This is a genomic window from Clostridium aminobutyricum (assembly GCF_017255415.1).
Taxonomy (GTDB): domain Bacteria; phylum Bacillota; class Clostridia; order Peptostreptococcales; family Anaerovoracaceae; genus Aminipila; species Aminipila aminobutyrica.
This window is the reverse complement of record NZ_JAFJZZ010000003.1, coordinates 132,681-158,493: the sequence shown is the minus strand read 5'-3', so window position 1 is coordinate 158,493 and position 25,813 is coordinate 132,681. Positions and strand designations below refer to the sequence as shown.

Below are 25,813 nucleotides of genomic sequence, written 5' to 3'. Positions count from 1 at the left end.
ACAAAATTCCTTTGAATTATACATAAAGTAACTTCATCCAGCAAGAATTAAAAGGTCCGGCTCATACGAAAGAATCCATATCAGTCGGACTTTTTAAAGACTTTTATGTACCCATTATGAGTACCTTCCCTATACGGAAGCTTTGCACTAAATCAAGTCGGATTTTTTCAACAAACGCTCCGCCATGATTGCCACTTCTGCACGGGTAATGCTGTCTTTGGGCGCGATGATCTGATTGCTGCGTCCGGCAGTGATTCCCGTTTCAAGGCAGGCTGCGACACTTTCTTTTGCGTAAGCCGAAACAGCTGTCCCATCAGTATAGGCTCCAATCAATTCACTGACGTTTTTGTCGGTCAGATCAGCATTCAGCCCTGTGACCTTCATTGCTCTCGCAAGAATGGTCATGGCCTGTTCCCTAGTGATTGTATCATTTGGACCAAATTTTCCGTTATCATATCCTTTAATGATTCCGTAGGATACAGCGGTTTCAATATACCCGTTGTACCAGTCCGATGTCTTGATGTCGCTGAAGTTGCTCGATCCGCTGGCCGGTGCCAGACCCAGAGCTCTCACGATGACAGCGGAGAACTCTGCACGCGTCATGTTTCTGCCGGGAGCGTAGTTGTTATTCCCAACACCTGTTACGACCATTCTGGATCCCATATTGTTGACGGAGTCCTTGGCCCAGTGATTCGCCATATCGGAGAACGTTACAGGATTCCAAATCACAGAATACGTGCTGTTTGTCAGACTGTTGATCACCGCATAGTATTTTCCGTCGATAACCGTTACTCTGGTCGGAACATGATATACCGTTCCATTCGGTTCCACTACAATTCCTGTGGTGATCTTTGACGGATCAACCCCGGCAGGAATGGCGATGGTACGCTCCACATAAGCATTGAAACTGCTTGAAGTCACCGATTTTCCGCCGTAGGTACAGGTGATTGTAAAATCTACTGCCGGTGCTACAACAGTAAAGCCCTTGCTCTGTTCTGCCGTCTCCACCATCTTTGCCATTGCATTTGAAGGCTCTGAGATCTTCACGGACACAGTAATATCCGACAGGGATACGCTTGTGCCAAGCTGTCTGGAGATTTCGCTGATATTGATCTCTGCCGCAGGCAGCGTATAGCTTGAAGCGCCCCTCTGAATAATCAGCGTTGCACGCTTGTCTTCCATAGACTTGACCATTTCCCCTGTTAGCCTGCCCTCTGCTGTGCTGGCACTGTCTGCAACAGGAATGGTTACCTTAGCGCCATTTTTCTCTGCCGACAGCAGAGACTTTAGCTTATCTGAATCCACTGTCACCGTCGTTGTGGTTTTACCGTCTGCCCCGGTCACGGTTTCAGATTTGCCTGCAGATTGGGCTTTGCCGTTCACTACGATATTCGCCGTGTTGGCGTTATCAGACTTGCCGGAGCTGCCGTGGCCGCCTGAACTGCCCGAATCGCTCCCATTTTGCACAGCCGTACCGAAAACAGGATAGCCGCCGTTTGTGTTGTTTGTATCGGCTTTCCATGGGGATAAGGTTGCATATGTATTCTGCAAATCATCCACGTTGCTGTTGAGCATATCAACAAAAGCACCCGCCTTCATCTCCGCCTCTGTCATGGGCGTACAGCCGCTGGAACTGTCTGTCCCTGAGTATCCGCTGCCGCTGTCCGGTTCCATTCCAATCGCAGTGCCTGCGGTGTCAAGCCAATAGGCATCTTCGATGACGCCGTCTTCACCCAAATCGCTGGCTCCGGCAATCGCACCCATAAAGACATAAGCATCTTCCGGTGCTTCACTTGACAGTACACCCGTGTTATAGCAATTCCTGATAGAAGACCCACCATTCTGTCCTGTAATACCGCCGACGTAGCCCTGATCATATTCATTTGAAAGAGAAATCGTCACGTTTCCGGTATTGTAGCAGTTGACAATTGTATCCGAGGCATTCATATTCTGTCCCGCAATGCCGCCAGCCGCGCAGTAGTTGCCCAGTCCGGAAATTTCACCCGTGTTATAGCAATCTTGAATATGCCCTCCGCTGTTAAGTCCCACGATGCCGCCGACACTCTTTCCTGTTACTGCCCCTGTGTTGTAGCAGTCCTCAATCCTTCCGTTTGAGACAAAACCCGCCAGTGAGCCGACAGAAGCGTACCAGCTGATTGAGAGAACTCTCCCGTCGATAAGGCCGAGGTTCTTTACGGTTCCGCCTTGAATAGTTCCGAATAACCCAAGGAATCCCTGACTGATGCTGTCGGTGGCGATATAAAGCCCGCTGATAGTATGTCCGTCTCCGTCAAAGGAGCCAGTGAAGGGCATGGAATCACCGATGGGCTCCCATTGCTCCGGATCGTTTTCCATATCCTCGTTGAGCACAATATCCGCCGTCAGCTTGTAGTATTTATTGCCGTATCTACCATTCTGGTCGTTTACAAACTGGGCCATTTCCTTCAGTTCCTCTTTGGAGGTGATCAGATAAGGATCTGCCTCTGTGCCCTGTCCGCTAAAGCTTGCGGTTGGAAGCGGGGTGATCCTGACATCGTTAGCAGCAAGGTTATCGTACGGCGGCTCACTAAAGACAAAACCGCCGTTCGACACACGTGCCTTTACTGTATATTCATCATTAATTTTATTCTTCTGATAAGCCTCCATTCCGTCAAGGATGAGACTATACCCAGGCGGAATATACCAGTTTGCCACGTATACCGCGCGTGAAGATTGTGAATGATCGGTTATTGCGTAAATCGTGCCACCAGTAATGGTGATATTCTGGTTGGCTCGAAGCCCCGTGCTTATCACAGAACCGAATGCCAAACCACCTACGGCTGTGATATGTCCACCTTGAATCGAAAGAGATCCCTCTGCCATCACGCCGCTAGTGCCACCTCTATCCGCTCCACTGCCTATAGTCGTCAGCGCGCCACTATCTCCCTTTATGGTTAGATTGCCCTTGCACAGGATGCCATAGCTAGCTGCACCGCCAAAGGTACCTGTAAAGGTACTTTTCACAATATTTTCTGTATTATCGACAAGTACAATCGTAGTGCCGGCAGGCAGCGTGATGCCGACAGGATCTCCCGTTACCAGATTAATGCCGCTCAGTTCAAGGGTTAAAGGAGCATATCCCTTTTCTCCATCCCCACTCCGATACCATTTCCAGCCTTCCACGCTGTCCGTAATGTTTCCCTCTGTCGGGTCGGCATTCTCTGTGCCGCCGGATGCGGTGTACGAAACTACCTCTCCGGTCAAATCCAGTGAAGCAGAACGCGGAGTCGCACCGTATGTTGAGGCATACGTGTATTGCGGTACAAGCGCCAGCATCATCAATAAGGTAAGCATGATCGCCGTTCCTTTTCTGCATGTTTGTTTCATTATCTTCATCTTCCTCCTTCGCAAAATTTACCCGCACTTCTCAATCAACCGTCAAGTCACGGGCCGTTTATCAATAACTGAATCTTCTCTATTCGACAACATTATACATATTTCGAATAAACAAAAAATAAACAAGAAGGTCCCGCAATGCACTTTTGGAGCAATAAAAAAAGCTATACTTTTCATTGAGTGAAAAACATAGCTCACTATTCTTTATTCCTACCGTCCTTTGCCGAACTCCGCCTTTACGTCAAACGGGATTTCTACATATGCACCGTCTATTCCGGGAATCTTGTGTATAATAGGATCAAATTCATATATTTTAGGATTCATATAAACCTCCTCCGTCGTCTTTGCTGATGAATTCGCGGATTCTCTTATCTAATCCATCTATGCAGGGCACTATTTGATATAACTACTGCATTGGTAAGCATTAATTACACTTCTTAAATATTACCGATTTGACAACAACTTATCCAAATATATGGATTTAAACTGTTTACTAGCCAGCATCTGCTTTAAAGGCGGTAATTTTAAAATAACCCCAAATACGGCCGCCATAGCACGATGATTGGCAAATGCTTGATTATCAAAGATAAGATTTTGAAGAGTTCCTTTTTCGATGGCCTGTAATACAAATCGGTGGGTACTGTTTACCGGTGTAATGACTTGAACTTCTCTTCTCACTAATTCAATGGCTTTTTTGTGACAGCTTCGCACGCATACGCCGCAACCGAGACAAACCTCTTTATCTACTAAGGCCACCCTCTTACCAGCTGTGTTGTCTATCATAGAAATGGCCAACACCGGACAAACTTTTTCACATTTGCCGCATCCGACACATTGATCTGAGATTTTCGGGATATAATTTGTGGTGGCTACTGGCTGCATTGGACTAAATTTTCTTGCTGCTTGCAAAGCTTCACAGCAGCAACCGCAGCAATTGCAGATAAATGCAGGAGCTTCCCGGACATTTTCTCCGATTTGCACCAAGTTGGCGGCATAAGAACGTTCCAGTACATCCATTGCCTCTTTCTTATCAATTAGTCTGGCATGCTGCCCATGTTCTGCAAGCGAACGGGCAACGTTTCCCAAGGTGAGGCAAACATCCAACGGGGCATCTATTTCACAAGGATGTCCTGCATGGTACATTTTATGCCTGCAATAACAAGTGCCAAGCCCAATATAAGTCTCTTCCTCAATAATATGGCTCGCTCTTTCGTAATCCAAAATATGAAGGGTGTTTTCATTGGTCAAAATGGGCTCCTGCACATAAACTCGTCCCAGTTTTGTCTCTGTAGCATAGAACAGGTCTTTCACAAAATCTTCTTCTACATTCATATATTGATAATACAACTCACTTAAATATTGTTGATCAATGTCCCCTCTTGTACGCATTAATGCAAATTCAATAAACCCTGCCATTGGTGGCGGCATTACAAATTGACGTACCCCGTTATAATACGAATCTACAAGTAGTGCTTTCTCACAAAGACGTTCTAAAAAAGTTTCTGCTTTCCCTTCACTGATATTCCAGATTCTTGCAGCTTTCTTTGCGGTGAATGGACGAACCGGCAATAGGGCGACCCATTTGGCTTCAGCTTCTGTATATAGAACTTGTAGAATTTTATACAGACTTTCCGTCGGAGGAGCCCCTTGGGTAAACCAATTGATTCTTTCTTCTAAATTTTTATAGGCATCTTTGCTTGTAATATGTCCCATGGATTCACCTTCCTGATATTAAGCTTGGATAGACTTATACCTATTTTATCAAAATGCGTTCAACTCTACCAGACCAAGAAGAATATAATTTTCTCTGGATAACAGTGCAAAATCTTAATACACTCTTATGAAGCACTTGTTATTTTCTTATGCTGCTGTATACGGCTACTGCATCGGTAATATTATACGGTTCCGAATAGTGATCTCCTTGTGCGCCGGCTGAAATCAGAATATATTCTTGTTTACCCACTTTGGCGAGACTCGCGAGACATAGACCGGCCTCTTCAGTATATCCAGTTTTTCCTCCTAAAATTTCCCCATCCATAATATTTTGATTGTTGAGGTCTTCAAACATGGTACTATAAAAGGTTATCCCTCCAGAGTGCTTATTCGTAGGCTGTGTAGAATGACGGGATGAAGTAAAAATCTCCCGGAAAGTGTCATTTTGCAAAGCATAGCTTAGAAGGATGGACAGATCTTTGACTGTTGTGTAGTGGTTTTCATTGTGAAGTCCAGTCGCATTTTCAAAATGAGTATTGTTCATACCGAGATCTGCCGCCTTCTGATTCATTATTTTTACAAAATCCTGCTCTGATCCCGCAATCTGACCGGCAAGTCCGATACAACACTCCGCACCGCTTGGCAGCATTGCTCCGTATAACAGGTCGATTGCCCTGACCCGCTCACCTGACTGGAAACCGGCCATTGATGCATGGGCTTCGTACAGCCCCTGAAACGTAGAATTGGTAAGTTCAATTTTTTCGTTCAGATCAGATAAATTTTCTATTGCAACAATGGCTGTCATCATTTTAGTCAAAGAAGCAGGATAGATTTTGTCTTCGCTGTTTTTTTGCATCAGGATGGTACGATCTTTTAAGCCGATCAAGATCGCATTAGGACTGTTCAGCTTGTCCAAAGATATAGAAACAGAGGGATCAGCCGTTGTCTTTAAAGAAGAATAGGACGAGGTTTTATCGTCATATTCTTTCTCAAATAGTTGGTGGTTTCCTAAAGTAATGATGGATTTGTAAGCCAAAGCGACGACGGTAACCATTAACAGAAATGTTACAAATCTTCGTACTCTTGTCTTTTTCTTTTTTGCTTTTCGTGCCATAATCAAACAACTCCTTCTTCTGTGCTGATATTATTCAACCATAGAACAAGGGGCTATGTTGGAATTCCATCTTATGAACTTCTTAAGATTTTCTTATCATTTCTAATTTCTTGCTTTCGATCAGGTAAATTATCTAGTGCTGCAAGAAATAGAACTTATTAAGAAGAAAATAATCATATCTTAAGTTTTTGTTAAGACATTTCTTTTTTTAATATCTTATAATGAACAAGTACTTACAACGGAGGTGAATTAGTTATCATAGCGATTTTAATGTTTATTATAGTGTCGATTGCATGGTTTATCAGCACTTTGCCATTCTTGATTCCATACCATATACTGCTTGCTTTTCAAAGCAAAAAAATTGGCTATAAGCTGTCAATTCAACATATCGTAGTGGTATATATCTTTGTGTACTACCTTACTGGCGTGCTAAGTTTTACTGGTATGTTTACCATGTTAAAAGATATTGTTCATAACAGCTTTGGAATCATAACACCAAAGGGGCTCCATATTCCACCGGATGAGATCAATCTGATTCCATTTCATTGGATTACAGAAGGGGTTCTCCCATATATAGAGAATATATTACTTTTTGTACCTCTCGGATTGTTGCTTCCATTTATTTGGAAAAAGTATGAAGTGTTATGGAAAACAGCATTATCCGGTATTACATTATCTCTTATAATAGAATTGATTCAATTGTTCAATATAAGAAGAGTAACGGATATTGATGATTTACTGATGAATACGCTTGGAACGTTAATCGGATGGATAATTTTTAGGCTGTCGAAAGAACCTTTATCAAAATTACAGGACAAGGTTTCTATCCAAACTACCAATATAAAAAGAATTCCCTTGCTCCTTCGTGGAGAGGCATGGTTTTATATAGCCATCGCATTTGCCGGTATGTTATTTGTGTATAACCCATTTATCATTTACCCATTTTTAAGATCTTTACTTAATTAAAAAAAGTGGCTAGAGAGCCACTCCGCACTTCCTTTGGTATCTAACAGAAAAATCTAACGACATTTCCTTTTAAATACCAAAGGACAAGCCATCTGACTGTAGCAGATAACATGTCCTATTTTTATCTTTGTGGAATCATGACAGTAAAGGTTGTCTTTTCTGTATTACTTTGCACGAAAATATCGCCGCCATGTGCGTTTACGATTTCTTTTGCAATAGCCAGCCCAAGCCCGGCACCACCTGTATTAGTAGAACGGGATGTATCCAGCCGAAAAAATTTCTCAAATATCGTTTCCAGTTTTTCTCGTGGGATTGGATTCCCTTGATTTGTAAAGGTTATCATCATATTTTGATCTTGCTGTTGAGCGGAAATATCAATAACACTGTTTTCATAGCTATAGGCTATCGCATTTTTCAGAATGTTATTGAATACACGGGCCAGTTTGTCTGCATCTCCCCACAGAGTGAGGCCGTCAGGCACATCGATGGACACCTGCTTTTCCTGTGGCGTCAGCATTGGATAGAATTCATCTGCCATCTGCTGGAGCATGAAATGTAAATTAATTTTTTCCTTATTTAAAACAACAGTTTGTAGATTAAATCTTGTAATCTCAAAAAATTCATCGATAAGCTGCTCTAATCGATAAGCTTTTTCCAAAGTAATACCGACATATTTTGCCTTCTGTTCGGGAGGCATATCAGGCGCTTCATCCAGAAGACTTAAGTACCCTATGACGGAGGTCAGCGGTGTCTTTATATCATGAGCCAAGTAAACTACCAGGTCATTTTTACGCTGCTCGGCATCAAGCGCTGCCTTCTTTTGTTTTGCTAAGTTATTTTTTATCTGATTCAGCTTATTTTCCATAAAATCCAATTCCGGCGATAAAGTAATTTCATTATCGGATTCCTCAGCAAGCTTATCTATTTCAGCACTGATTTCATCGAAATATTTGGTAAACCATGAAATTGTAAATTTAAGTAATAGAACCAAGAATAGTAGAATCACAATCAGTGTAATAAAATCAATATTGTTAAGAAATGCATACCGATAAATCGTCTGAGCTTCCCAGTCACGCAAATAAAACGTATTCGTTAAAAAACGGACAATGCTATCTCCGACATTAAAGCATTTTTGAATGACAAAACGCAGGAGGATAACAGTTGCAGCCGTGACAAAAATAAGGAGAAACATTTGAGAAAATACTTTTCTTTTTAATTTTGCATAATCATTCCTTCTTTTATCTCTCTCACTTTTCAATTTTATAGCCAACCCCCCATACCGTTTTGATATATTTAGGATGTTCCGCGCTGTCGCGCATTTTTTCCCTTAAATGTCGGATATGAACCATTACCGTATTATTGCTGCTCGTGAAATACTTATCTCCCCATACCTCATGGAACAATTCTTCCGAACTTACCACTCGTCCGCGATTGGAGCAAAGAACCCAAAGAATAGAAAACTCTGTAGGAGTGAGAGTTAGCCTTTTTTCATTCAGCGTGCATTCGTGGGTATCCATATCCAATACTAAGCCGGAAAAGGCAATCACGTGTTCTTCCTCATTTGTCTCTGAAGAATTATATGTGGTAAATCTCCGGAGCTGCGCCTTTACACGGGCAATCAGTTCCAAAGGACGGAACGGCTTGGTGATATAGTCGTCCGCACCTAATGTCAGCCCTGTAATCTTATCGATTTCTTCTTCTTTGGCTGTCAGCATGATAACCGGAAAATTATGCTTTTCCCGGATTTGCTGACAGATTGAAAACCCGTCTACATCAGGAAGCATAACATCCAAAATGGCGAGATCTAGTTTTTCATTTTCAATACAGTTAAGGGCATCCTTGCCGTTATAAAATTTAAAGATAGTATAGTTCTCATTTTTCAGATAAACTTCCACCAAATCGGCAATTGCTTGTTCATCATCAACGATTAAAATATTTGCAGCCAAAAAGCTTCACCTTCTTACTTTTAAGTATATATTCCCATCATTATTATACCCCAAGCAAAAATCCATTTTATATCTTTTTACTTATTAAAATCTTAAGATTTTCTGAATATCTGGTTCTTGCATTCATCACAGATCGATGGCTTACATCTCTTTATGATATTTGTTCAAGTAGTAAGCATTCGCAGAAATGATAAATAAATAAACTGCTACAAGAGTAAGCACAACGTACAGCTCTACTCCCATCAGCGCAAAAGCCAACAATATTGCGGAATAGGTGTATATCATTAAGTCATAAGCGTTTGCTTTTGCTCTATTGCTGATTGCACGATTGCGCTCATCTTTCTCCTCAATTTCAACTTGCTTTGCGATTTGCGGATTTTTAAGTGCGGCACGATTTTTAATAGCCGTTCCAAGATTGCCACCGAGCAACCCCGAACCCAAACCTACGCAAATATAGGGTAATGTTTTGAGTATGCCATCCGCATCAGGCAACAGTTTGATCAGAACCAATCCTGTTCCGAAAATTACAAAACCGATTATAGCAAATACAATGTAGCGCACAATTTTATATTGTTTCATTTTCTTGATCCTCCTCATAAATAAAAATTTCTTCAATGCTCATTCCAAAGTATCTTGCAATTTTAAAAGCTAAAATGATAGATGGATTGTATCGTCCATTTTCTAAAGAGCCAATCGTTTGCCGAGATACTTCTAAATCAGCGGCAAGTTTCTCTTGCCGTATTCCTTGTTGCTTGCGGATTTCTTCCAGTCTGTTTTTCACAGCATCGCCTCCTGCTACAAATGTAAAGTATGCTTTCCATTTGTAGCATAGCATGGGTAAAATAAAATGTCAAGTTTACTTTCCAAAAAAACAATAGACTTTTTCAATCCGCAGCAGTGCAATCATTATTGACCAACACACAAAGCAACCCTCCAAACTTCATGGGTTTGGAGGGTTCGTTAGCTATTCTGGTATAGGTAAATCCCTGCCAAACTCACGTTTTTTTATTGGGCGGGTGATGCCTATTCCTAATTTGATATATTTGGTTTTGTCATTATGAAAGACTTTTTAACAGCTTAATAAAGAATGCTCCCGCCTTTCGGCAGCCTGTCCAAGGTTACCATAATGACGCCGGTAAAGTGATATCTATAGCCCGCTTCGGGCACTCCATCCAACATATACCACAGTGCCAGCACTCTTCCTCATACGCCATCACAGGTTTTTTTCTTTCCTCGTCCCATGAAAAGACATCTAAGGGGCACAGATTATAGCATCTCTTGCAGCCGATACAGCGTTTATTATCTACTTTTGCCGGCATGTTATTTTCCCTCCTTCGTGTACTCTGGTTTTAGATCAGGTACTTCCCTTATTACAAGTATCGGTTTCCCGTCTTCCATTCTTTGATAAGTGGCCATATTAGTTCGCGCTGAGTCTAACTCCGGGTAATCATTCCTGAAGAAGCTGCCTCGTGTCTCTTTTCGTTCTAAGCAGGCATTAATATGTACCTCAGTCAGATCCATTATATTACGGACCTCCAGACATCTCGCCAGGTAATGAGGCGTTGGGGCCATTAATTTGGGCAGGAACTCTCTTCTCAACGTACTAAGCCGCCTCAGTCCTTCTCTGAGCTTACCTTCTGATTTATACATGCCCACATACCTCTCGCAGATGTGACGAATGGCGCACTCTAGTTCCATTGGCTCAGTGCCGTCCTTTATACTCAGGGGCGCCAAAGCTATTCTTTTCTGTTCTTCCACCTGAGCTTCGTTTATTATAGGATCACCCGCCTCACTGACGAACTTATGAATGTTATCGCCAATGTGAAATCCACTAGGGATGGCACCACTGCAACCCGTTGCACCTGCGGTGCAATCCCCTGTAGCATAAAGACCTATTAAAGAGGTTTTGAAGTCTTCGTCTATCAGGTTTATACCAGAACCAAGTGAAAATTGGTAGGGTTTAAGCGCCATTATCTCATAACGGTGGGTTCTGGGGTTGAAGCCTCTTTCCTCGGCTATCTTGAACGATACGAGTCTCTCGTCGTAGTAACAAACTTCTATTCTCTTGTGCCAGTCGTCGGGCAGGTCTTCAATACTGTCGTAGATTGGAGTCAGACCCTTCTGTTCTAGTTCGGCATATCGACTTGCATTTGGATTGAATATCTCGTCTCCATTCCATGTCATTACTTTCATGGGGATGCCTTCATTCATTGGGAGATTACCGAAAGAAATGCTCAGGTCATCCCGCAGCCTGAAACCAAATCCAGTGAGATCCATATTGACCAATTCTGCACCAGCCCTGTAAATTACAGCGTGTCCGTCCCCGGAGAGCGACGCCGGACAAAAGTGGTATTTCAATTTGTACTTCCAGGGTAATGGTGTCTCAGGGTCATAGCTACGGCCAAATCCGCCGGTTGCAACTACAATTGCCTTCGCTTTGATTACGATAAATTCACCCGTTCGCGTGTTTACTGCAGTAGCGCCTACGACTTTACCATTATTCGTGAGCAGGTCTACAATAGTGGTCCACTTGAGAACCTCCACTCCCCTCTTTTGTACTGCTTTTGCAAGTTGTGGCTTTATATTCGCCCAGTGCACGCGAAGCGTAGCACCTCCCCTCATACCCGATCCCGGGTCTGGCATCCAACGGTATTCACCATCATCCCACTTCGTTGTTACGCCGAGCTTCTCTAGCTCTTCTAACGCCCAAAACTCGCTGTCGTAGACCTTGTAATTAATGTTCGGATTCAGAAATCTACCTGGACCATTAGAACCACTAATGAAACGCTGCGCCTGTTGTACCATTTCTAGTACACTCATGCCTTGCGGAAATCCCCCGTAATGATCAATACCCATCGCGGCACTACCGCTCCTCTCAGGGTTTGCTTTCTCTGCCAGTATAACCTTTAGTCCATACTCCGCAGCTTTTGCTGCAGCGCAACAGCCACCAATACCGCCTCCAATTACCAACACATCCGATTCCACAACCTTGTCCGTAATCTGTTCTAGACTCATCTATGAACCTCCTTAGATTTTTTATTACTTTCCGTATGCTCGCGCGAAAAAACCTCCATCATTTCCTTCGCCCGTTTCTTTACTGCCGCCTCTTCGAATTCTGTATCCCGATACCTTATGGTTTTTTCATATTCGGGAACAACCTCTTCAGCTGCCTTCAGGTAACTGATATCTTTCTCTTCAGCTCTCCCCTTGATAAGCTTCCATAGAGGAAACTCAAACTTTTCCTCGTAGTGTTTTTCCGATGTTGGTTCTGCCATATTCATTCTCCTCTCTTATTTCTATTTACTTTCTCAGATTCTAAAAATTCTTTTGCAGTTGAATTTTTCTATTTTCCATAATAACCTCCTTCACAAACCAATAAAAATAAAGTTCAATGATTTTAAAAGGGCCAACTTTTATTATGTATAATCATTATGTGTTTATTTATTATGAGTATACTCATAATTTTAAGCTTTGTCAACACCCTTCATAAATATTTTAAAATCATCACCTAAAAACAATGAGCTATCAATTTTCATATACTTGGAGAGCATGAAGACGGTATTTTGGGCAAAAGAAAAGAGCGACCACGTGGATGCCCTTTAACGAATTGATATTGATGTTAGCTCTATTCAATAATTTCTGCCCTTGTTTACGCCTTATTAATCTTTAACATAGCGTTCTGGATTTAGAAAACCGTGAGATCATTTATTTATTTTAGGCTCATCTTTAGCCTTTTTGCTTTGCAGTAACAAGCTTAATAACATGCCACAAATCGCAAACATCATGGCGGCAATAAAGGTATGATCAAAAGCTACTGCCATCGCCTTTACCTGTGCTTCGGGAACATTTGGATCTATAATTGCTATCTGCTTTGAAATATTTGATGTTAGCAGTCCTGAAATAAGTGCAACTGCAAAAGATCCGAATATTTGCTGGGATGCTGCCGTCATGGGAGTTACCCTGCTGATTAATCTCTCTGGAGCGGATTTAAGAACGTATGTGTTAATCTGCATGGATGTAAGGCCTTGCCCTAGACCTAAGATTGCTAAAACTACAATTAGCAAATAAATGCTGGTATCTGCTTTGATTCCAGACAAACAGAAAAGTGCGAGTGAGAGTAGTAATAAACCTGTGAAAATTACTGGTTTAGCACCTCTTTTATCGAATATTTTTCCGCCAGCAATCATACCTAGGAAGGACATAACAGCCTGCGGAATTATCATTAGTCCCGAATGTAACGTTGAAAAACCTCTTAACTGTTGGAAATAAATCGGGAGCATCAGTGCCGTCCCAAAAATCGCAGTCCAGTTCATGCAATGAAGAATCATGCCCTTCGTAAATTCAATCGAACCAAAACTACGAAGCTCTAACAAAGGGCTGTTTTGTCTCAGTTCAGCAATAATAAGCAACGCCAGGAACACAAAACCAATAATCAAAGATACAATCGTGGCAGTATTTGACCATCCCTCACCGCTTCCATTTCGGACGCCATATATTAGTGCAGCAAAGGATATTGGAGCCAAAAACGCACCGAAAATATCCAGCTTAAAGTTTTTACCTGAACTAGAAGACGGAAGGAACTTAATACCTAGAATAATTGCTATAATACCTATTGGTATATTGATGAGAAAAATCCAATGCCAACTGGCATATTGTAATAGGAATCCCGAAATAACAGGGCCTAATATAGGCGCAATCAACATCGGTAAACCTAAAATACCCATTATTGACCCTCTTTTATCAGGTGGCGCAATTTTAAAAGAAAGTGCCATGCTGATTGGTGCAATCATACCGCCGCCTAAGCCTTGAAGGACACGGAAAACAATAAGCTGAGCAGGTGTTTTCGCAATGGTGCAAAGGATAGAACTTATGATAAAGATAATTTCTGACACCAACACCACTTTTTTCGAAGTAAACCGGTCTGAAAACCAACCGGCTAATGGTATAACCGCAGATAAAGCCAAGGTATATCCGCTAATTGCCCATTGAATTGTTTTTAAATCCGTTTTAAAAATATTCTCCAACTGAGGAATGGCAACATTCATAATTGTACTGTCAAGCATGACCAGCAGCATAGCCATTAATATGGCTATTAAAGGTTTGATTATTTGTTTGATTGAAAATTCTTTTGTGTTTACATTTATTTGATTTTCCATGATATCCTCCTGTACAAATTAATAAAAATAGGGTACAATGATTTTTAAGAGCAAAACCATATTGTGTTTAACTATTTTTTCATAACTCATAGTGAGTATACTCACTATTTTTAATTTTGTCAAGGAGGTATTATGGATATCTTAAAATCATCTAAAGATGATCAGTTATCAAAATCAGATTTATTACAATTATTGTTTAGAGTCAACCACCTTCTTCAACAGCGATTCGAAGTTGGACTATTATCATGTGGCCTGCCCGAACAATTAACAGGTCCACGGTTACGTGTTCTCTTTGAGATATCGGCAGCCGGTAAAATAAGGATGAACGAGTTGGCTACAAAATTAGGTATTAAAGCAAGAACTGTCACTCAATTTGTCGATGCTCTAGAGAAAGAGAATTTTATTGTACGAATTCCTGATCCATCTGACCGTCGTGCTACAATCCTGCAGCTCACTGACTTTGCACGTCCAATTATTGAAACTGCAGATAAAGCATCAAATTCTATATCAGAAAACCTAATGGATGCTTTAACATTAGAGCAGCAAAATCAGTTGGCAGATATTCTGTTGCAACTTAACTCCTCTGAAAACTAAGTTAAAACCGTATCGCTGCCATAGAGATACGGTCTTGCCCTATCCATTCCTCATTATCGGCAACCCGTATCCGGTATATATGTTGAATCCCTGTTTCTGAATATCTTCTGAATTAGCTTTAAAATATTCGTATGCTTCTTGATGAGTTATGTCTGAGTATACCTGTGCAAGCAAGGCCGCCTTTCCGGCCAGATACGGGGTGCTAAAAGAAGTGCCGGAATCCCATCCCCGGAAATCAATAAAGTCTATATCAATCCCAGTGGAAGAATATTGATCTCTTTTGGGTTTCCCCTTAATCAGGCCGCAAGCTCCTACCATAATGGCAATTCGATCATCCTTGGTTTTCTGTTCATCTCCCTCATTGCCCATGGAGTTCAAGATTATTAGCCGGTACTTATCCTGAAGCGTTTTCCAAAAATTATAAGATGCAGTTCCCTGACAAAAGCTTCCCCCTACAGACCTCGTTAGTATTTTTATATTGTACTTCCGGATAAAATCCTCCATTTCATACATCACCCCATCTGATAACACCGTAGCAGTTTTCACCTCTGTTTCTGACATTACGATGTTAGGTGATGCGCATATGACCGTAGCATCCGGTGCAGCATCCAATATCCTCTGTGTTGTTTTTGCCCCGTGTTCTTTGCTTCCTGGGTAACTCTCCATATCCCATACAATTACGCCTTTGCCAGTTATCCCAGATGTATGGCATGCGGTTACACCACAGTAGTCATTTTGTTGTTTAATATCCTTCAGTAAGTCCGGATTAGTTGTTGTCATAGATATCTCCTTTCCGCTTATCGGCTTAAAAATGGTATAAAAACACGCATTAGCGCGTGATTTCATCAAGTGTTATTTACAAAATTAACTATATAGTGTAAAATATAGACATTGGGGATGGGTGGCCGAGTGGTTTAAGGCAACGGTTTTATACTCCGTCGGGCGAAAGCCCCGCAGGTTCGAATCCTGTCCCATCTGAATTTACCGAGCTTATAGCTCGTTTTTTTATGCCCATAATCTAGCTTATCTATCCGGATACTGTTCTCTTATGTATGCTTTTGCACTTACAATCAGGGCTGACAACTCATTTGCGATAGCGCTGCCTTCTGCGGAATAATCCAGCCATTTGTTGTAGCCAAATGGGTTGCATTAGGCTTCGATACGTTGCATAATGGTTTGCAGTGCTGCATCCACATTAGCTACACCAAATAACGTCTGAACTGTTACTTTCATCTTTTATAATTCCGTCTTGCATTATCTGTCACCTCCATGTGCATCTCCACAGCGTAAAAAAACAGCGGCCATCCGCTGTAGTAAAATATCTATATTTAGAATGTTCTGCTCCAGTCTGTTCACGTCCGTCCAATCTAAACTCGTCCAGTCTGTTTTATGGCAAAGGTCAGCACACGAGGAAAAGCCTATGCCCAGTATTACAATACTGGCAGAGTGTTTGAACATTATGGAACGGTTAGGGCACAAGGACAAGCAATCTTGTGATTTGTCCACGCATCAAAAATCATGTGGACGAATAGTGGACAAATACACAAAATTAGATTATTTAAAAACTTGAACCCATTGATTTATCTAGAAAGTAAACATACCGTTTCCACATGCCCCGTCCAAGGGAACATATCCACCGGAGTCGCTTCTACAAATTGATAACCTAGTTCTCCTAAGATTTTCACGTCTCTTGCCAAGGTAGCCGGGTCACAGGAAACATAGACAATCCGGTCTGGTTTGGCTGACACAGCAGCTTCAAGCAGTTCAGGTGCACATCCCGCTCTCGGCGGGTCTAAAATAATCACGTTTGGATCAAAAGGCGCAACCTCAAAGCCATCTTTATCGGTGTATCCGCTCAATACCTTTGGTAGTTCCTCTTCTGCTCTGCCACAAACGAATCGCGCATTGACAATTCCGTTTATAACGGCATTTCGATTTGCATCAAGAACAGCACCCTTTACCGATTCTATCCCTAGCACTTTTTTAGACTTTGAAGCACCATACAACCCGATTGCTCCAACCCCGCAGTACAAATCAAGTACATTTTCCTCACCTGTCAATTGTGCGTATTCCAACACCTTATCATAAAGGACCTTCATCTGTACTGGGTTTACCTGATAGAAAGACAATGGAGATATCTCATACTGCATATCCCCCACCACTTCTAATATAGTCGATTTTCCCGCAACAGGAATGCATTCATCACCCATAATTTCCGGTGTTTTCTTTTTCTTCACATTAACCACTACGCTCTCTAGGTTGTATTCTACACCGTCCTCTCGAGGCGGCAATTCATAAATGGCCTGATCCATCATTTCAACTAATTTCGCACTGTTCGGAATCCCTTTGCCATTGACCACCAGAATCGCCATCACCTCACCAGTGCCCATAGCGGTCTTCACAATCAAATGACGCATTAACCCCTTGTCCCACTTCGGGTCATAAGCAGTAATATTGTCCTGTTTCATAAATTCACGAAGAGCTTTCGCTAAAGCTGAGACAGGAGGAGCCTGTAACAGACATTCCTCACAATTTACCACTTCGTGGCTCTTTGCTTTGTAGAATCCAATGGTGCACTCGCCTACATTTTCAACGATTCCGCCTTTTCTAGTGATGATTCCTCCGCAGCTAATCGGCATCTGCGCTTTGTTTCTATACCTAATAGGTTTTGACATTCCTATGATCGAATTTACCTTCGGATTATCTATTCCGCCCAACCGAGTGAGCTTTTCTCTTATCTGTTTTTCCTTTATAGCAAGCTGCCCTTCATAGCTGGTGTGGCTATACGTACAGCCCCCGCACTCACCGGCATATGGACATTCCGGCTCTATTCTATATTCGGAAGGAGTAATAATTTCTTGAAGGATCGCAAAGGCATAGTTCTTTTTTACTTTTGTAATCTCTGCCAGAACCACATCACCGGGGATCGCCCCCTTGACGAACACCGCCATGCCGTCAGCCTTTCCAATTCCTTGTCCTTCGTTGCTTATATCGTCAATCAGCAATTGACATTTTTCGCCTTTATTCATTCTTTTTCCCTTTCTTATCTACATAAAACGCCTTCCGGTTTGCAACATATTTATTCTGTAAACCTAACCGTTTTATCGCATTTTCATCACCAAATTGCTCCAAAACTTATTATATGTCGGACATAATCCGTTCAAATAAATCCGGATTCACCTTTTTTAAACGAATAGGTTTTAACTGTGGATCCGTAATAGCATGTTTACTATTGCCTGTAACCAATAATTCACCAGTTTCCTTATTATAAATCTCATATTTAATAATTACGGTCGCTGCTTTCATTTCCGCTACACCCGTTTGAATCAGCAAGATGTCGTCGTATCGTGCAGGCGCTTTATATTCGCAATTTACTGCTGCAACGGGAAGCCAAACCCCTTCCTCTTCCAATCGCGAGTAAGGATAGCCGATTTGTCTCAGATATTCATTTCGTCCGGCTTCAAACCATTTTATATAATTTGTGTGATAAACGATTCCCATTGCATCGGTATCTGCATATATTACTCTTATCTCTGTTTCATACTTTCTCATTTTCTTCTCCAACTGATAAGCCACCGGTTCTTGGCGTGCATGCAAGTACTGGTGGCATTTAATATTCTAGATATTATTTTATCACAATTTATAGGAAATTAACATAACATCTTGTATTCACTTTTTTAATACGCATCCAAATAGGATGCCTCCGGATAGAGTTCTTCTCCATCGCTAAGATTTTCAGGATTATTTCTGCCCTCCTCATGAGCAAGAATACTCCGAATCTTTTCTGCCCTATACGCTTGAAGATTGAAATCTCGGAAGGTTTTTTCATAAGGTTCTGTCACCACTCCCCAGGAATACCTTCCGGTTATCCCGCTATAGAGAATGGTTCTCTCTTTCTCGTCTGTAGAATGCTGATAATGCTCATAGAGATAGGGCACTGCTGCATCCGAAAGATCAAATAGCATCTTGTAATCCAAACTTTCTAACGTCCCTTTCTCATAGCGCTCCATATCGTACTTGGCGATATTGCCGTCGACATTTCCGTAAGCAAGAATCAGGAATGCGGCAATCCATCCAATAGTGATGATCCTTGATGCGTTAAAGGCTTTTATCTGCCTAGCCACGATGACAACAAATGTAAAGAGAAGGGCTAACATAAACCAAGCGGCATAAACCCGATGTTGGGTCAGTCCATAATAATGAATGTACATCGCCATCTTGCTTAAAGCCGTAACAATCAATAAGATGGTAAACACGGCCAGAATGCTCATTTGAATTTTTAGCATTTTAGGTGTTTCCGTCCATTCCATCGATTGCTTTTCCATCGTCTCATTACGTTTCATGAAGCAGTTTGCTGCAATGAGGATTCCCATATTAATGGTACAAACCTTGCAAAGCTCGAAGAAGCCGCGTCTTGCGTATTCCGCATAGGTCATCGTATTTGGCAGAACATCTCCAAAAGCTGAGAACAAATAGGTTGTTTGAGAAAAGAAAAACAGAAGATAGATGGCATTAAAGACGGTCAATGCCGTATAAATCGTGAGCTTCGGCGCAAACCGAATACCTTGAGCAAATTTTATTAAGTTATTTTTGTTTAAATCGGCCGAATGCCTTCCTGATATATTCCCATAAACAGCACCGTATAGATATAAGGCTACCGGAATTCCAACAACAAATTGAAGCGCATATTCCGTGATTGTCTCAATGGAGATAGCGTTTAGAATTCGATCGATCAATTGTTCAAATGCCATATCTGCATTCGAAAGTTGTGTGATGACAAGCACCATTAAGGGTAAAAATACAACAATTCCTGCTGCCGCATAGATAAGATTTCTTCCATGTTTGCTTTTTTTCAACCCGTCTTGAAGTCCGAAATACCCACAGGTGAAATTCGAAAAAGGAAGCAGTAACCCTTGGTTCACCGCATCTCCCAATACATAGACAGAAAGCGTTGAATCCAGACTGCGCCCGGTTGACCGGCATACCCAATACAGAAAGGCGGCAGATAACAGCATAAAAGAAAATTGCTTGATATAGAAATCATCAAACAAAAAGAAAAGAAGTGCTGTTAACCCAACAAGTCCAAGCCATGGCAGACTCTTTTTGGTCTGGTTGATCCCCTTTGCGTTCAAATAGCTCCACACAACAACACATAAAATGACCGTAAATATAGTCACCCCCGCACTCAGGCTGGCAAAATGGATTAAGTTCCAGTATAAGAAGCCGCAAACCAGCATGGCCGCTGCAAACCACGAATCTCCGGTTGAGAATTTCATGGGCTCCGCAGTCCATTTGTTTCGATAATGAAGTTGAGAATTTCCGCTCGTTTCCCCTGATTCCGCATAATAATATTTCATCTCTGATTCCCTCCAATAAATGATTCTTTCAAAGGCCTTTCCCCTTTCGGCCTCTCTCCCTTTCAGAATTTTTCAATCCTCGGTATATTCCAAAATATCTCCCGGCTGACATTGAAGCACCCTGCAAATTTCCTCCAATGTAGAAAACCGTATCGCCTTTGCCTTGTTGTTTTTTAAAATGGAAAGGTTTGCAGGCGTTATACCGATTTTTTCCGAAAGTTCGCCGGCAGAGATTTTTCGTTTAGCCATTACGACATCTAAATTTACTATTATTGCCATCTCCCGTCCCCCCTATATGGTATAATCATTTTCTGCTTTGATTAACATTGCCTGCTCTATGACATTTTTAACAACACGGAGAATGAGTCCCATAAAAGCAGCCATGATCGCACCGAAGAAGAATACGTAGTAATAATACCCGGCTACTGCAACCATTCCGGCAACAGCAAAGCAGCACCACGAAATCCTCCTCAAGTATCCGACGTTTCTGCCGGTGAACACCTGCTCCCTGCTGATATTGGTAAGCAGCCTATCCAAGCTGAACAGCGCAATTAAAGCAGGTACACAGCAGCTGTACAAAATAGCCATAAAAGGTTTCACCGTTGTATCTTCTGTGTAATACGAGCTATAGACCCTATAAATGTCGATTAAATAGGGTAATAAAATCGCACAAACGACGACCAACACCATTACCAATTTCGTACAAATCCGTGATAGCTGTAATGACTTATTTGAATTCCACATGTAACCGTTCTCCTTACTAATAAAGCTTTGTTATGACCATAGTATAATTCCCCACATTTTGTTTGTCAATAACTTTTTATCGATAAACAATAAATTTTTATTGTTTATACCGTGCCAAGCAAGCTTAGGGCAAAAAGGCTTAGCTCCCATTCGGTCGCATTTTAGCGGTAGACTTTTATGATACTCCGTCATATCGCAAGCGATATTTCCTACGTAATAAAAAAAGAGAAGTGTTTAAAACACTTCCCTTCCTCAGTTAAAGCACGTATGATGCAAACTCGCTATCTTGTTCTTTAAGTTTACATTAATATTTGTTATGTCTATACTCGGTCTCCCGCAATAATATCCTTGCAGCAGGTCAATTCCCATACTGATGACCTTTTCCACTTCCTCTTCACATTCTAACCCTTCCGCTACTACCAAAATACCCCGCTCATGGGCATAGGAAATCAAACTTTCTACGATTTTTTCTTTATTTAAATCCTTGTGAATATCATGAATAATTTCCATGTCAATTTTTACATATTTCGGAGAAAGACTTAAAAGCAAGGCTTGGCTATTATACCCGGAGCCAAAGTCGTCAATTGCGATTTCCCCGCTCCAGTTTTTTACTTCGTTTAATTTAGCCGTTTTCAGCTTGTCAACAACGCGTTCCTCTTCGGTCATTTCCGGCACAATTAAATGAAGATACTCTCGATAAATTGACTCGAAACTTGTTATCTCTTCCAATGTCAGCAGTTGGTTCGGAATGGAGTTAATAAAAACCTTGCAGTCTTTGTGAATCCGTCCGGCCCTCATATGTCCGCAGAATGCCTCCATTGCCTTGAATAATGTCAGCCGTTCGATTTCACGGAGCTTAAATTCTTTCCTGGCCAATGTCAAAATGTCGTATGGCGTACGCAATATCTCCATGTTGGATCGCATCAGTGCCTCATAAGCGAAGACTTCTCCTGTTTGAGCATCAATAATCGGTTGAAAATGATAAATAATCAGCTGTTTTTCGATAATCGTATTGAGTTCTTTTTTACCCAAAAGAATGGTTTCTTCCTTTTGGAAACGAGTTAAATTGAATTCCTTTATTGTTCCTTTATGCTGACTCTTTGCAGTATACATAGCAAAATCGGCATATCGTATCAACTTTTCATATTCCTCACAGTCATAAGGATACCAAGCTACTCCTCCTGAAACACATACTTCGCAGGAGGTGGCATCCGGCAATATAATTTTATTATTGCTCATCGTGCTTTGCATTTTGGCAATTAAACGGCGAATCTCGTCTTTGCTGTCATATCCATAATAAAAAATAAAAAATTCATCTCCTGAAATTCGGGCAATGATCGTTTCCTTTGGATTCGCTTTTTTCATACATTCCACCGCTTTCTGAATGTAAGTATCTCCATAAGCGTGTCCAAAGGTATCATTGATCCTCTTGAGATTATCTAAATCCACCATGACCAAAGCGGCCACTTTCAGTTCACTTCTATTCGATTCAAACAGTCTGTTGATGATTCGATAAAATGCTCTTCGATTGACGATATCGGTCAAATAATCATAATCTCTCTCATGTTGCATCATTTTGAGCTGCATCATGGATTCGGTCACGTCTTCCGCAAGCCCAATCCACTTATTCCATTGGTTTGCGTATTTCATGCTTACCCATCTGTACGACTCTTCCTCCTCCACCGGAATTTTAAACAAATATTCTCCTTCCCGGTTTTCCTCCGGCTCAATATATTGCTCGAGCGCTGAAAGAATTTCAAGGAAAGAAGTTTTATTTAGAATCCTTGTATCAATTCCATTTAAATTAAACACTTCAAAGAATCGGTCGGTGATAAAGATGGTTTCTCGATCATCCCAGATTTCAAAACCGCCGATTTTGCTGCTGGCCATCTCAATGATAGTTGCAAACTTTGTGGAGTCCTCCATAAGATCTACGCTTAACCGTTCAATGGCATCTGCTAAACGATCAATTTCATAAATTTGTGTCGGTTCCAGTGCAAAGTTCCCATCCGGCTTGCTATTCTTAACGTGATCCACCAATTTTGAAATTGGTTTTGTTACATTATAGCTGATGACAAGAACCCCGCACATGCCGGCGACAACGGTTGCTATAATGGCAATGTATAATAAACGGCTTATCTTATCGGCAAATTCAAACAAGTCGTTTTCTTTGACAAAAGCAGTTAAAGTCCAATTATCACGGGCAAAATAAACATTGCTATTGTATAAATCCAAGGTTTTGGAGTAATAGTACTGCCGTTCATGAAACTTACTATTTTTTATATCAATATAGTTCATCGTGTTCGTATCGTCTGCCGTCAATTTTATGTTATCCAGTTTCAGACGAGACAGCAATGTTCCGCTGCAAAGCACATTATTATAACCGAGATAATGCGTATCTGTTATTCCAAGCACATAGCTTCCTTTTTTATCATGAATAATTTCATCATAAGGCAATTGCTTTGCTAAAAAGTCGATACTAATCTCAATCCCCAGCACGCCGTATACCGTACCATCATCGTAAATCAACGGTACAGAATAGGCGATCGCGCCTCGATTATCCCCACACAATGTATAGGTATGGCTCCAATACCCTAAATCTTTATAGCCAATGCCCGGGCTTTTTATGGCCGCCTGAAACGGCTCATAGAAAAAAGGATAATAGGAGACATTGTTCTTTAAAAATTCAAACTGCGGACGCCAACTGCTGTCTAACGAAATGTCCAGTTTTTTAGTCAACGCGGTAGGCGCTCTCTCCAGCATTAAATCCGTGTTCATGACAGAAGGCGTAGCGGATGGATCCAAATCACGTATATATAACCCCGGTTTATTCTGCTTCTCACCTTTATCTAAATCCTGCGTGTTTAATACAATAAAAGTACCTGTAACGGAATTTCTTCTCATCAATAAAATCATATCATTGGATACTGCCTCCAGAAATGCATTATATTCTTCCGGATCATTATCTAATGAATCGAAATCGATTATCCCTTCTGAAAGCAGAGTTTTTAACGTTTGGTTCACAGTATTAACAGTCAGTTCAACGTCAGACCATCTGGAATTCATATCATTCTCCAAATACCCCGTTCGTGCTTCCACTCGTTCACTAAGAACATCATATGAGCTTCTCTTCAGCTGTTCTATAACCCCTCCCGAATAAATAATTCCGGTTAATACCGCTAATTGAATCAGAATAATGACAGTCATAGGCAACAGTATTTTGGTCATTATAGAATTTTTCTTTATCTTTATCATCATTCCGGCTACTCTCTATTATTCATTATCGACACACTCTTCAAGTTCACTCTTTAATTCGAAATACCAATTTTCAAAATTTCTATCATCCGAATATTCTTTAACCGCTGTGTCTAACGATATGCCGTTATTGATTTTCTCCAGCACTTTCGCACGATCTGCTTTTGCTTTATCGGACATAGAATATTCGAGAATTTTCCTGGCATCATTTGCTTTTTCAAAAACCTTTATCGTATACAGCTTGTTGCTATTCACAGTCTTCATGCCCACTTCGGTCAATTTTCGGAGTTTTTCACTTTCTCCGCTTCCTTTAATCGCCTGTTCAGCAAACGCTTCATCATTTGCCTCATAAGTCACCGGTAAATACCCGGCGTTAATGGCGAAGTGAAGATTTCTTTCCTTCTGGGTGAACCACTTTAAAAACTCAATGGAAGCATAGGTCTCTTTTTCCTTCCCATTGGTTATCACCATTCCGGCTCCTTGCTGAACGGCATAATCCTCTCCTCCAGCAAATTTCGGTGATGGATAAAAAGCCACCTCTATCGGATAGCTGACTTCATCATTTACAATAACCTCCCTTGGGAAATAGGTCACACTGGCCGTCGAACCGACATAGGCTATAATCTCCCCCGTTTTTACATCGTCGCTGCGATATCTTCCATTCGAAGTAAAGTATCCTTTTATGTAAGGAATATAATAATTATCCCAAAGCTTTTTAGCAATTCGCTCATCTAAATTCAGGATGGTTTTCCCGTCTTTGCTGGTAAATAGCTCTTGTCCCAGTTGCCTGTATCCTATAATAAAATAGTTCGCCAATGCATCCCGCCCAAAGAAGGCTTTTCCATCGTTTTTCGTATTGGGTGTGAGACTATCCGTCCATTTATAATATTTTTCTGCAACTTCAGTGATTCCTTCTATCGTTCCTAAGGCTCTATCGGTTTCTCCGGTTGCCGCAGAAAATTTATCCCAATCGGTTTTATTTAATGCAAACACTTCCGTAGCCTTTGCCACCGGAAAAATTTTTATTTCACCGTCTTTTCCAAACTTTCCTTCTTCCATATACCCATCAATATAGTTCGATAATTCGTCCTGCGTCATATACTTGCTGATATCTACCACATACCCGAGCTTATCTATTGCATAAGCCGTATCTGCATAAGCGGAGAAAATATTGGGTACATCCGCCGCGCCTACATTCTTATGCACTGCATTCAAAACGGCATCCTGCAAGTCGTCAACACCTCCATAAGCATGAGAGCCGACTACAATTCCCTTCTCAAGCCCATCGGTCTCATTGAATTCACTTACCATTTCGTCAAAAGCTTTCTGCTGCTCCCCATTATAATAATGCCATACGGTTATAGTTACTGGATTTTCTGCATCTAAAAGTTCCGATTTCCCCTGTTTGTCACAGCCGCTTAAAAGGACCAGAAATATCAATATCATTATCGATATAGTAAGAAGTGTTATTCTTCTATTCAGCATCATGGTACTTTCAATGCCTCCTTCCATCTTATTCCAAGCAATATTTACCAAAATATTATACACCCAAATAGGACATAAGTCACTTGTATAATACATCAATCACCTAAT

21 protein-coding genes, 1 tRNA gene and 1 pseudogene are annotated in these 25,813 nt (G+C 41.3%); 3 read left to right on the top strand and 20 right to left on the bottom strand.

Annotated elements, in window-relative coordinates; all coding sequences use genetic code 11:
• Positions 1-147: 147 nt before the first annotated feature.
• From JYB65_RS09195 to JYB65_RS09180, 4 genes and pseudogenes are all read right to left on the bottom strand, one after another.
• A complete protein-coding gene (locus tag JYB65_RS09195) occupies positions 148-3,375 on the bottom strand; it encodes an S-layer homology domain-containing protein (protein WP_206582369.1) in 3,228 nt (1,075 codons plus the stop codon).
• Positions 3,376-3,588: 213 nt separating this feature from the next.
• Positions 3,589-3,699 (bottom strand): annotated as a pseudogene (locus JYB65_RS09190) (DUF1905 domain-containing protein); the annotation flags it as partial.
• A 120-nt stretch (positions 3,700-3,819) separates the two neighbouring features.
• Positions 3,820-5,088 carry a 4Fe-4S dicluster domain-containing protein gene (locus tag JYB65_RS09185; RefSeq protein ID WP_206582368.1) on the bottom strand — a complete coding sequence of 423 codons (1,269 nt, stop codon included), beginning with the start codon at positions 5,086-5,088 and terminating at the stop codon, positions 3,820-3,822.
• A gap of 139 nt (positions 5,089-5,227) precedes the next feature.
• On the bottom strand, positions 5,228-6,202 hold the full coding sequence (locus tag JYB65_RS09180; RefSeq protein WP_206582367.1) for a D-alanyl-D-alanine carboxypeptidase family protein: 975 nt from the start codon (positions 6,200-6,202) through the stop codon (positions 5,228-5,230).
• Between the two features lie 270 nt (positions 6,203-6,472).
• Between JYB65_RS09180 and JYB65_RS09175 the strand changes: the two genes are divergently transcribed.
• The gene (locus tag JYB65_RS09175; RefSeq protein WP_206582366.1) at positions 6,473-7,168 is read left to right on the top strand and encodes a VanZ family protein; all 696 of its coding nucleotides are present in this window, start codon (positions 6,473-6,475) and stop codon (positions 7,166-7,168) included.
• Positions 7,169-7,289: 121 nt separating this feature from the next.
• On the opposite strand, the gene vanS is transcribed toward JYB65_RS09175, so the two are convergent.
• From vanS to JYB65_RS09135, 8 genes are all read right to left on the bottom strand, one after another.
• Complete coding sequence (gene vanS, locus JYB65_RS09170; RefSeq protein WP_425331124.1) at positions 7,290-8,438, bottom strand: vancomycin resistance histidine kinase VanS; 1,149 nt, start codon at positions 8,436-8,438, stop codon at positions 7,290-7,292.
• On the bottom strand, positions 8,416-9,114 hold the full coding sequence (vanR, locus tag JYB65_RS09165; protein WP_206582364.1) for a VanR-ABDEGLN family response regulator transcription factor: 699 nt from the start codon (positions 9,112-9,114) through the stop codon (positions 8,416-8,418). The genes vanS and vanR overlap by 23 nt, the downstream gene beginning before the upstream one ends.
• A gap of 141 nt (positions 9,115-9,255) precedes the next feature.
• Positions 9,256-9,693 (bottom strand): hypothetical protein, encoded by a 438-nt coding sequence (locus JYB65_RS09160; protein WP_206582363.1) that lies wholly within the window; start codon positions 9,691-9,693, stop codon positions 9,256-9,258.
• A complete protein-coding gene (locus JYB65_RS09155; protein ID WP_206582362.1) occupies positions 9,680-9,895 on the bottom strand; it encodes a helix-turn-helix domain-containing protein in 216 nt (71 codons plus the stop codon). The genes JYB65_RS09160 and JYB65_RS09155 overlap by 14 nt, the downstream gene beginning before the upstream one ends.
• A 337-nt stretch (positions 9,896-10,232) precedes the next feature.
• Positions 10,233-10,433, bottom strand: a complete 201-nt coding sequence (locus tag JYB65_RS09150) for a 4Fe-4S dicluster domain-containing protein (RefSeq protein WP_206582361.1) — start codon at positions 10,431-10,433, stop codon at positions 10,233-10,235.
• A gap of 1 nt (position 10,434) precedes the next feature.
• Positions 10,435-12,129 carry an FAD-dependent oxidoreductase gene (locus JYB65_RS09145; protein WP_206582360.1) on the bottom strand — a complete coding sequence of 565 codons (1,695 nt, stop codon included), beginning with the start codon at positions 12,127-12,129 and terminating at the stop codon, positions 10,435-10,437.
• On the bottom strand, positions 12,126-12,389 hold the full coding sequence (locus JYB65_RS09140; protein ID WP_206582359.1) for a hypothetical protein: 264 nt from the start codon (positions 12,387-12,389) through the stop codon (positions 12,126-12,128). Before JYB65_RS09140 ends, JYB65_RS09145 begins: the two co-directional genes overlap by 4 nt.
• Before the next feature lie 426 nt (positions 12,390-12,815).
• Positions 12,816-14,270, bottom strand: coding sequence for an MDR family MFS transporter (locus tag JYB65_RS09135; protein WP_206582358.1), 1,455 nt, complete (start codon positions 14,268-14,270; stop codon positions 12,816-12,818).
• Positions 14,271-14,402: 132 nt separating this feature from the next.
• Between JYB65_RS09135 and JYB65_RS09130 the strand changes: the two genes are divergently transcribed.
• Positions 14,403-14,864: a MarR family winged helix-turn-helix transcriptional regulator gene (locus tag JYB65_RS09130; protein ID WP_206582357.1), complete on the top strand. Its 462-nt coding sequence runs from the start codon at positions 14,403-14,405 to the stop codon at positions 14,862-14,864.
• Positions 14,865-14,903: 39 nt separating this feature from the next.
• On the opposite strand, the gene JYB65_RS09125 is transcribed toward JYB65_RS09130, so the two are convergent.
• Complete coding sequence (locus JYB65_RS09125) at positions 14,904-15,644, bottom strand: S8/S53 family peptidase (RefSeq protein WP_206582356.1); 741 nt, start codon at positions 15,642-15,644, stop codon at positions 14,904-14,906.
• 115 nt (positions 15,645-15,759) lie between these two features.
• Here JYB65_RS09125 and JYB65_RS09120 point away from each other — a divergent pair.
• A tRNA-Ile gene (locus tag JYB65_RS09120) sits at positions 15,760-15,842 on the top strand.
• Positions 15,843-16,444: 602 nt separating this feature from the next.
• Here the strand turns inward: JYB65_RS09120 and rlmD are convergent.
• The 7 genes from rlmD to JYB65_RS09085 all read right to left on the bottom strand — a co-directional run bounded on the left by rlmD (position 16,445) and on the right by JYB65_RS09085 (position 25,801).
• Entirely contained in the window at positions 16,445-17,893 is a 1,449-nt protein-coding gene (rlmD, locus tag JYB65_RS09115) for a 23S rRNA (uracil(1939)-C(5))-methyltransferase RlmD (protein ID WP_206582355.1), read from the bottom strand.
• A 109-nt stretch (positions 17,894-18,002) separates the two neighbouring features.
• Complete coding sequence (locus JYB65_RS09110; RefSeq protein WP_206582354.1) at positions 18,003-18,416, bottom strand: acyl-CoA thioesterase; 414 nt, start codon at positions 18,414-18,416, stop codon at positions 18,003-18,005.
• Positions 18,417-18,541: 125 nt separating this feature from the next.
• Positions 18,542-20,221, bottom strand: coding sequence for a DUF4153 domain-containing protein (locus JYB65_RS09105; RefSeq protein WP_206582353.1), 1,680 nt, complete (start codon positions 20,219-20,221; stop codon positions 18,542-18,544).
• A 72-nt stretch (positions 20,222-20,293) separates the two neighbouring features.
• The gene (locus tag JYB65_RS09100; protein WP_206582352.1) at positions 20,294-20,500 is read right to left on the bottom strand and encodes a helix-turn-helix domain-containing protein; all 207 of its coding nucleotides are present in this window, start codon (positions 20,498-20,500) and stop codon (positions 20,294-20,296) included.
• A gap of 12 nt (positions 20,501-20,512) precedes the next feature.
• Complete coding sequence (locus JYB65_RS09095) at positions 20,513-20,965, bottom strand: DUF2975 domain-containing protein (protein ID WP_206582351.1); 453 nt, start codon at positions 20,963-20,965, stop codon at positions 20,513-20,515.
• A 252-nt stretch (positions 20,966-21,217) separates the two neighbouring features.
• Positions 21,218-24,223 (bottom strand): EAL domain-containing protein, encoded by a 3,006-nt coding sequence (locus JYB65_RS09090; protein ID WP_206582350.1) that lies wholly within the window; start codon positions 24,221-24,223, stop codon positions 21,218-21,220.
• 15 nt (positions 24,224-24,238) lie between these two features.
• On the bottom strand, positions 24,239-25,801 hold the full coding sequence (locus tag JYB65_RS09085; protein ID WP_245156644.1) for an extracellular solute-binding protein: 1,563 nt from the start codon (positions 25,799-25,801) through the stop codon (positions 24,239-24,241).
• Between the last annotated feature and the right edge of the window lie 12 nt (positions 25,802-25,813).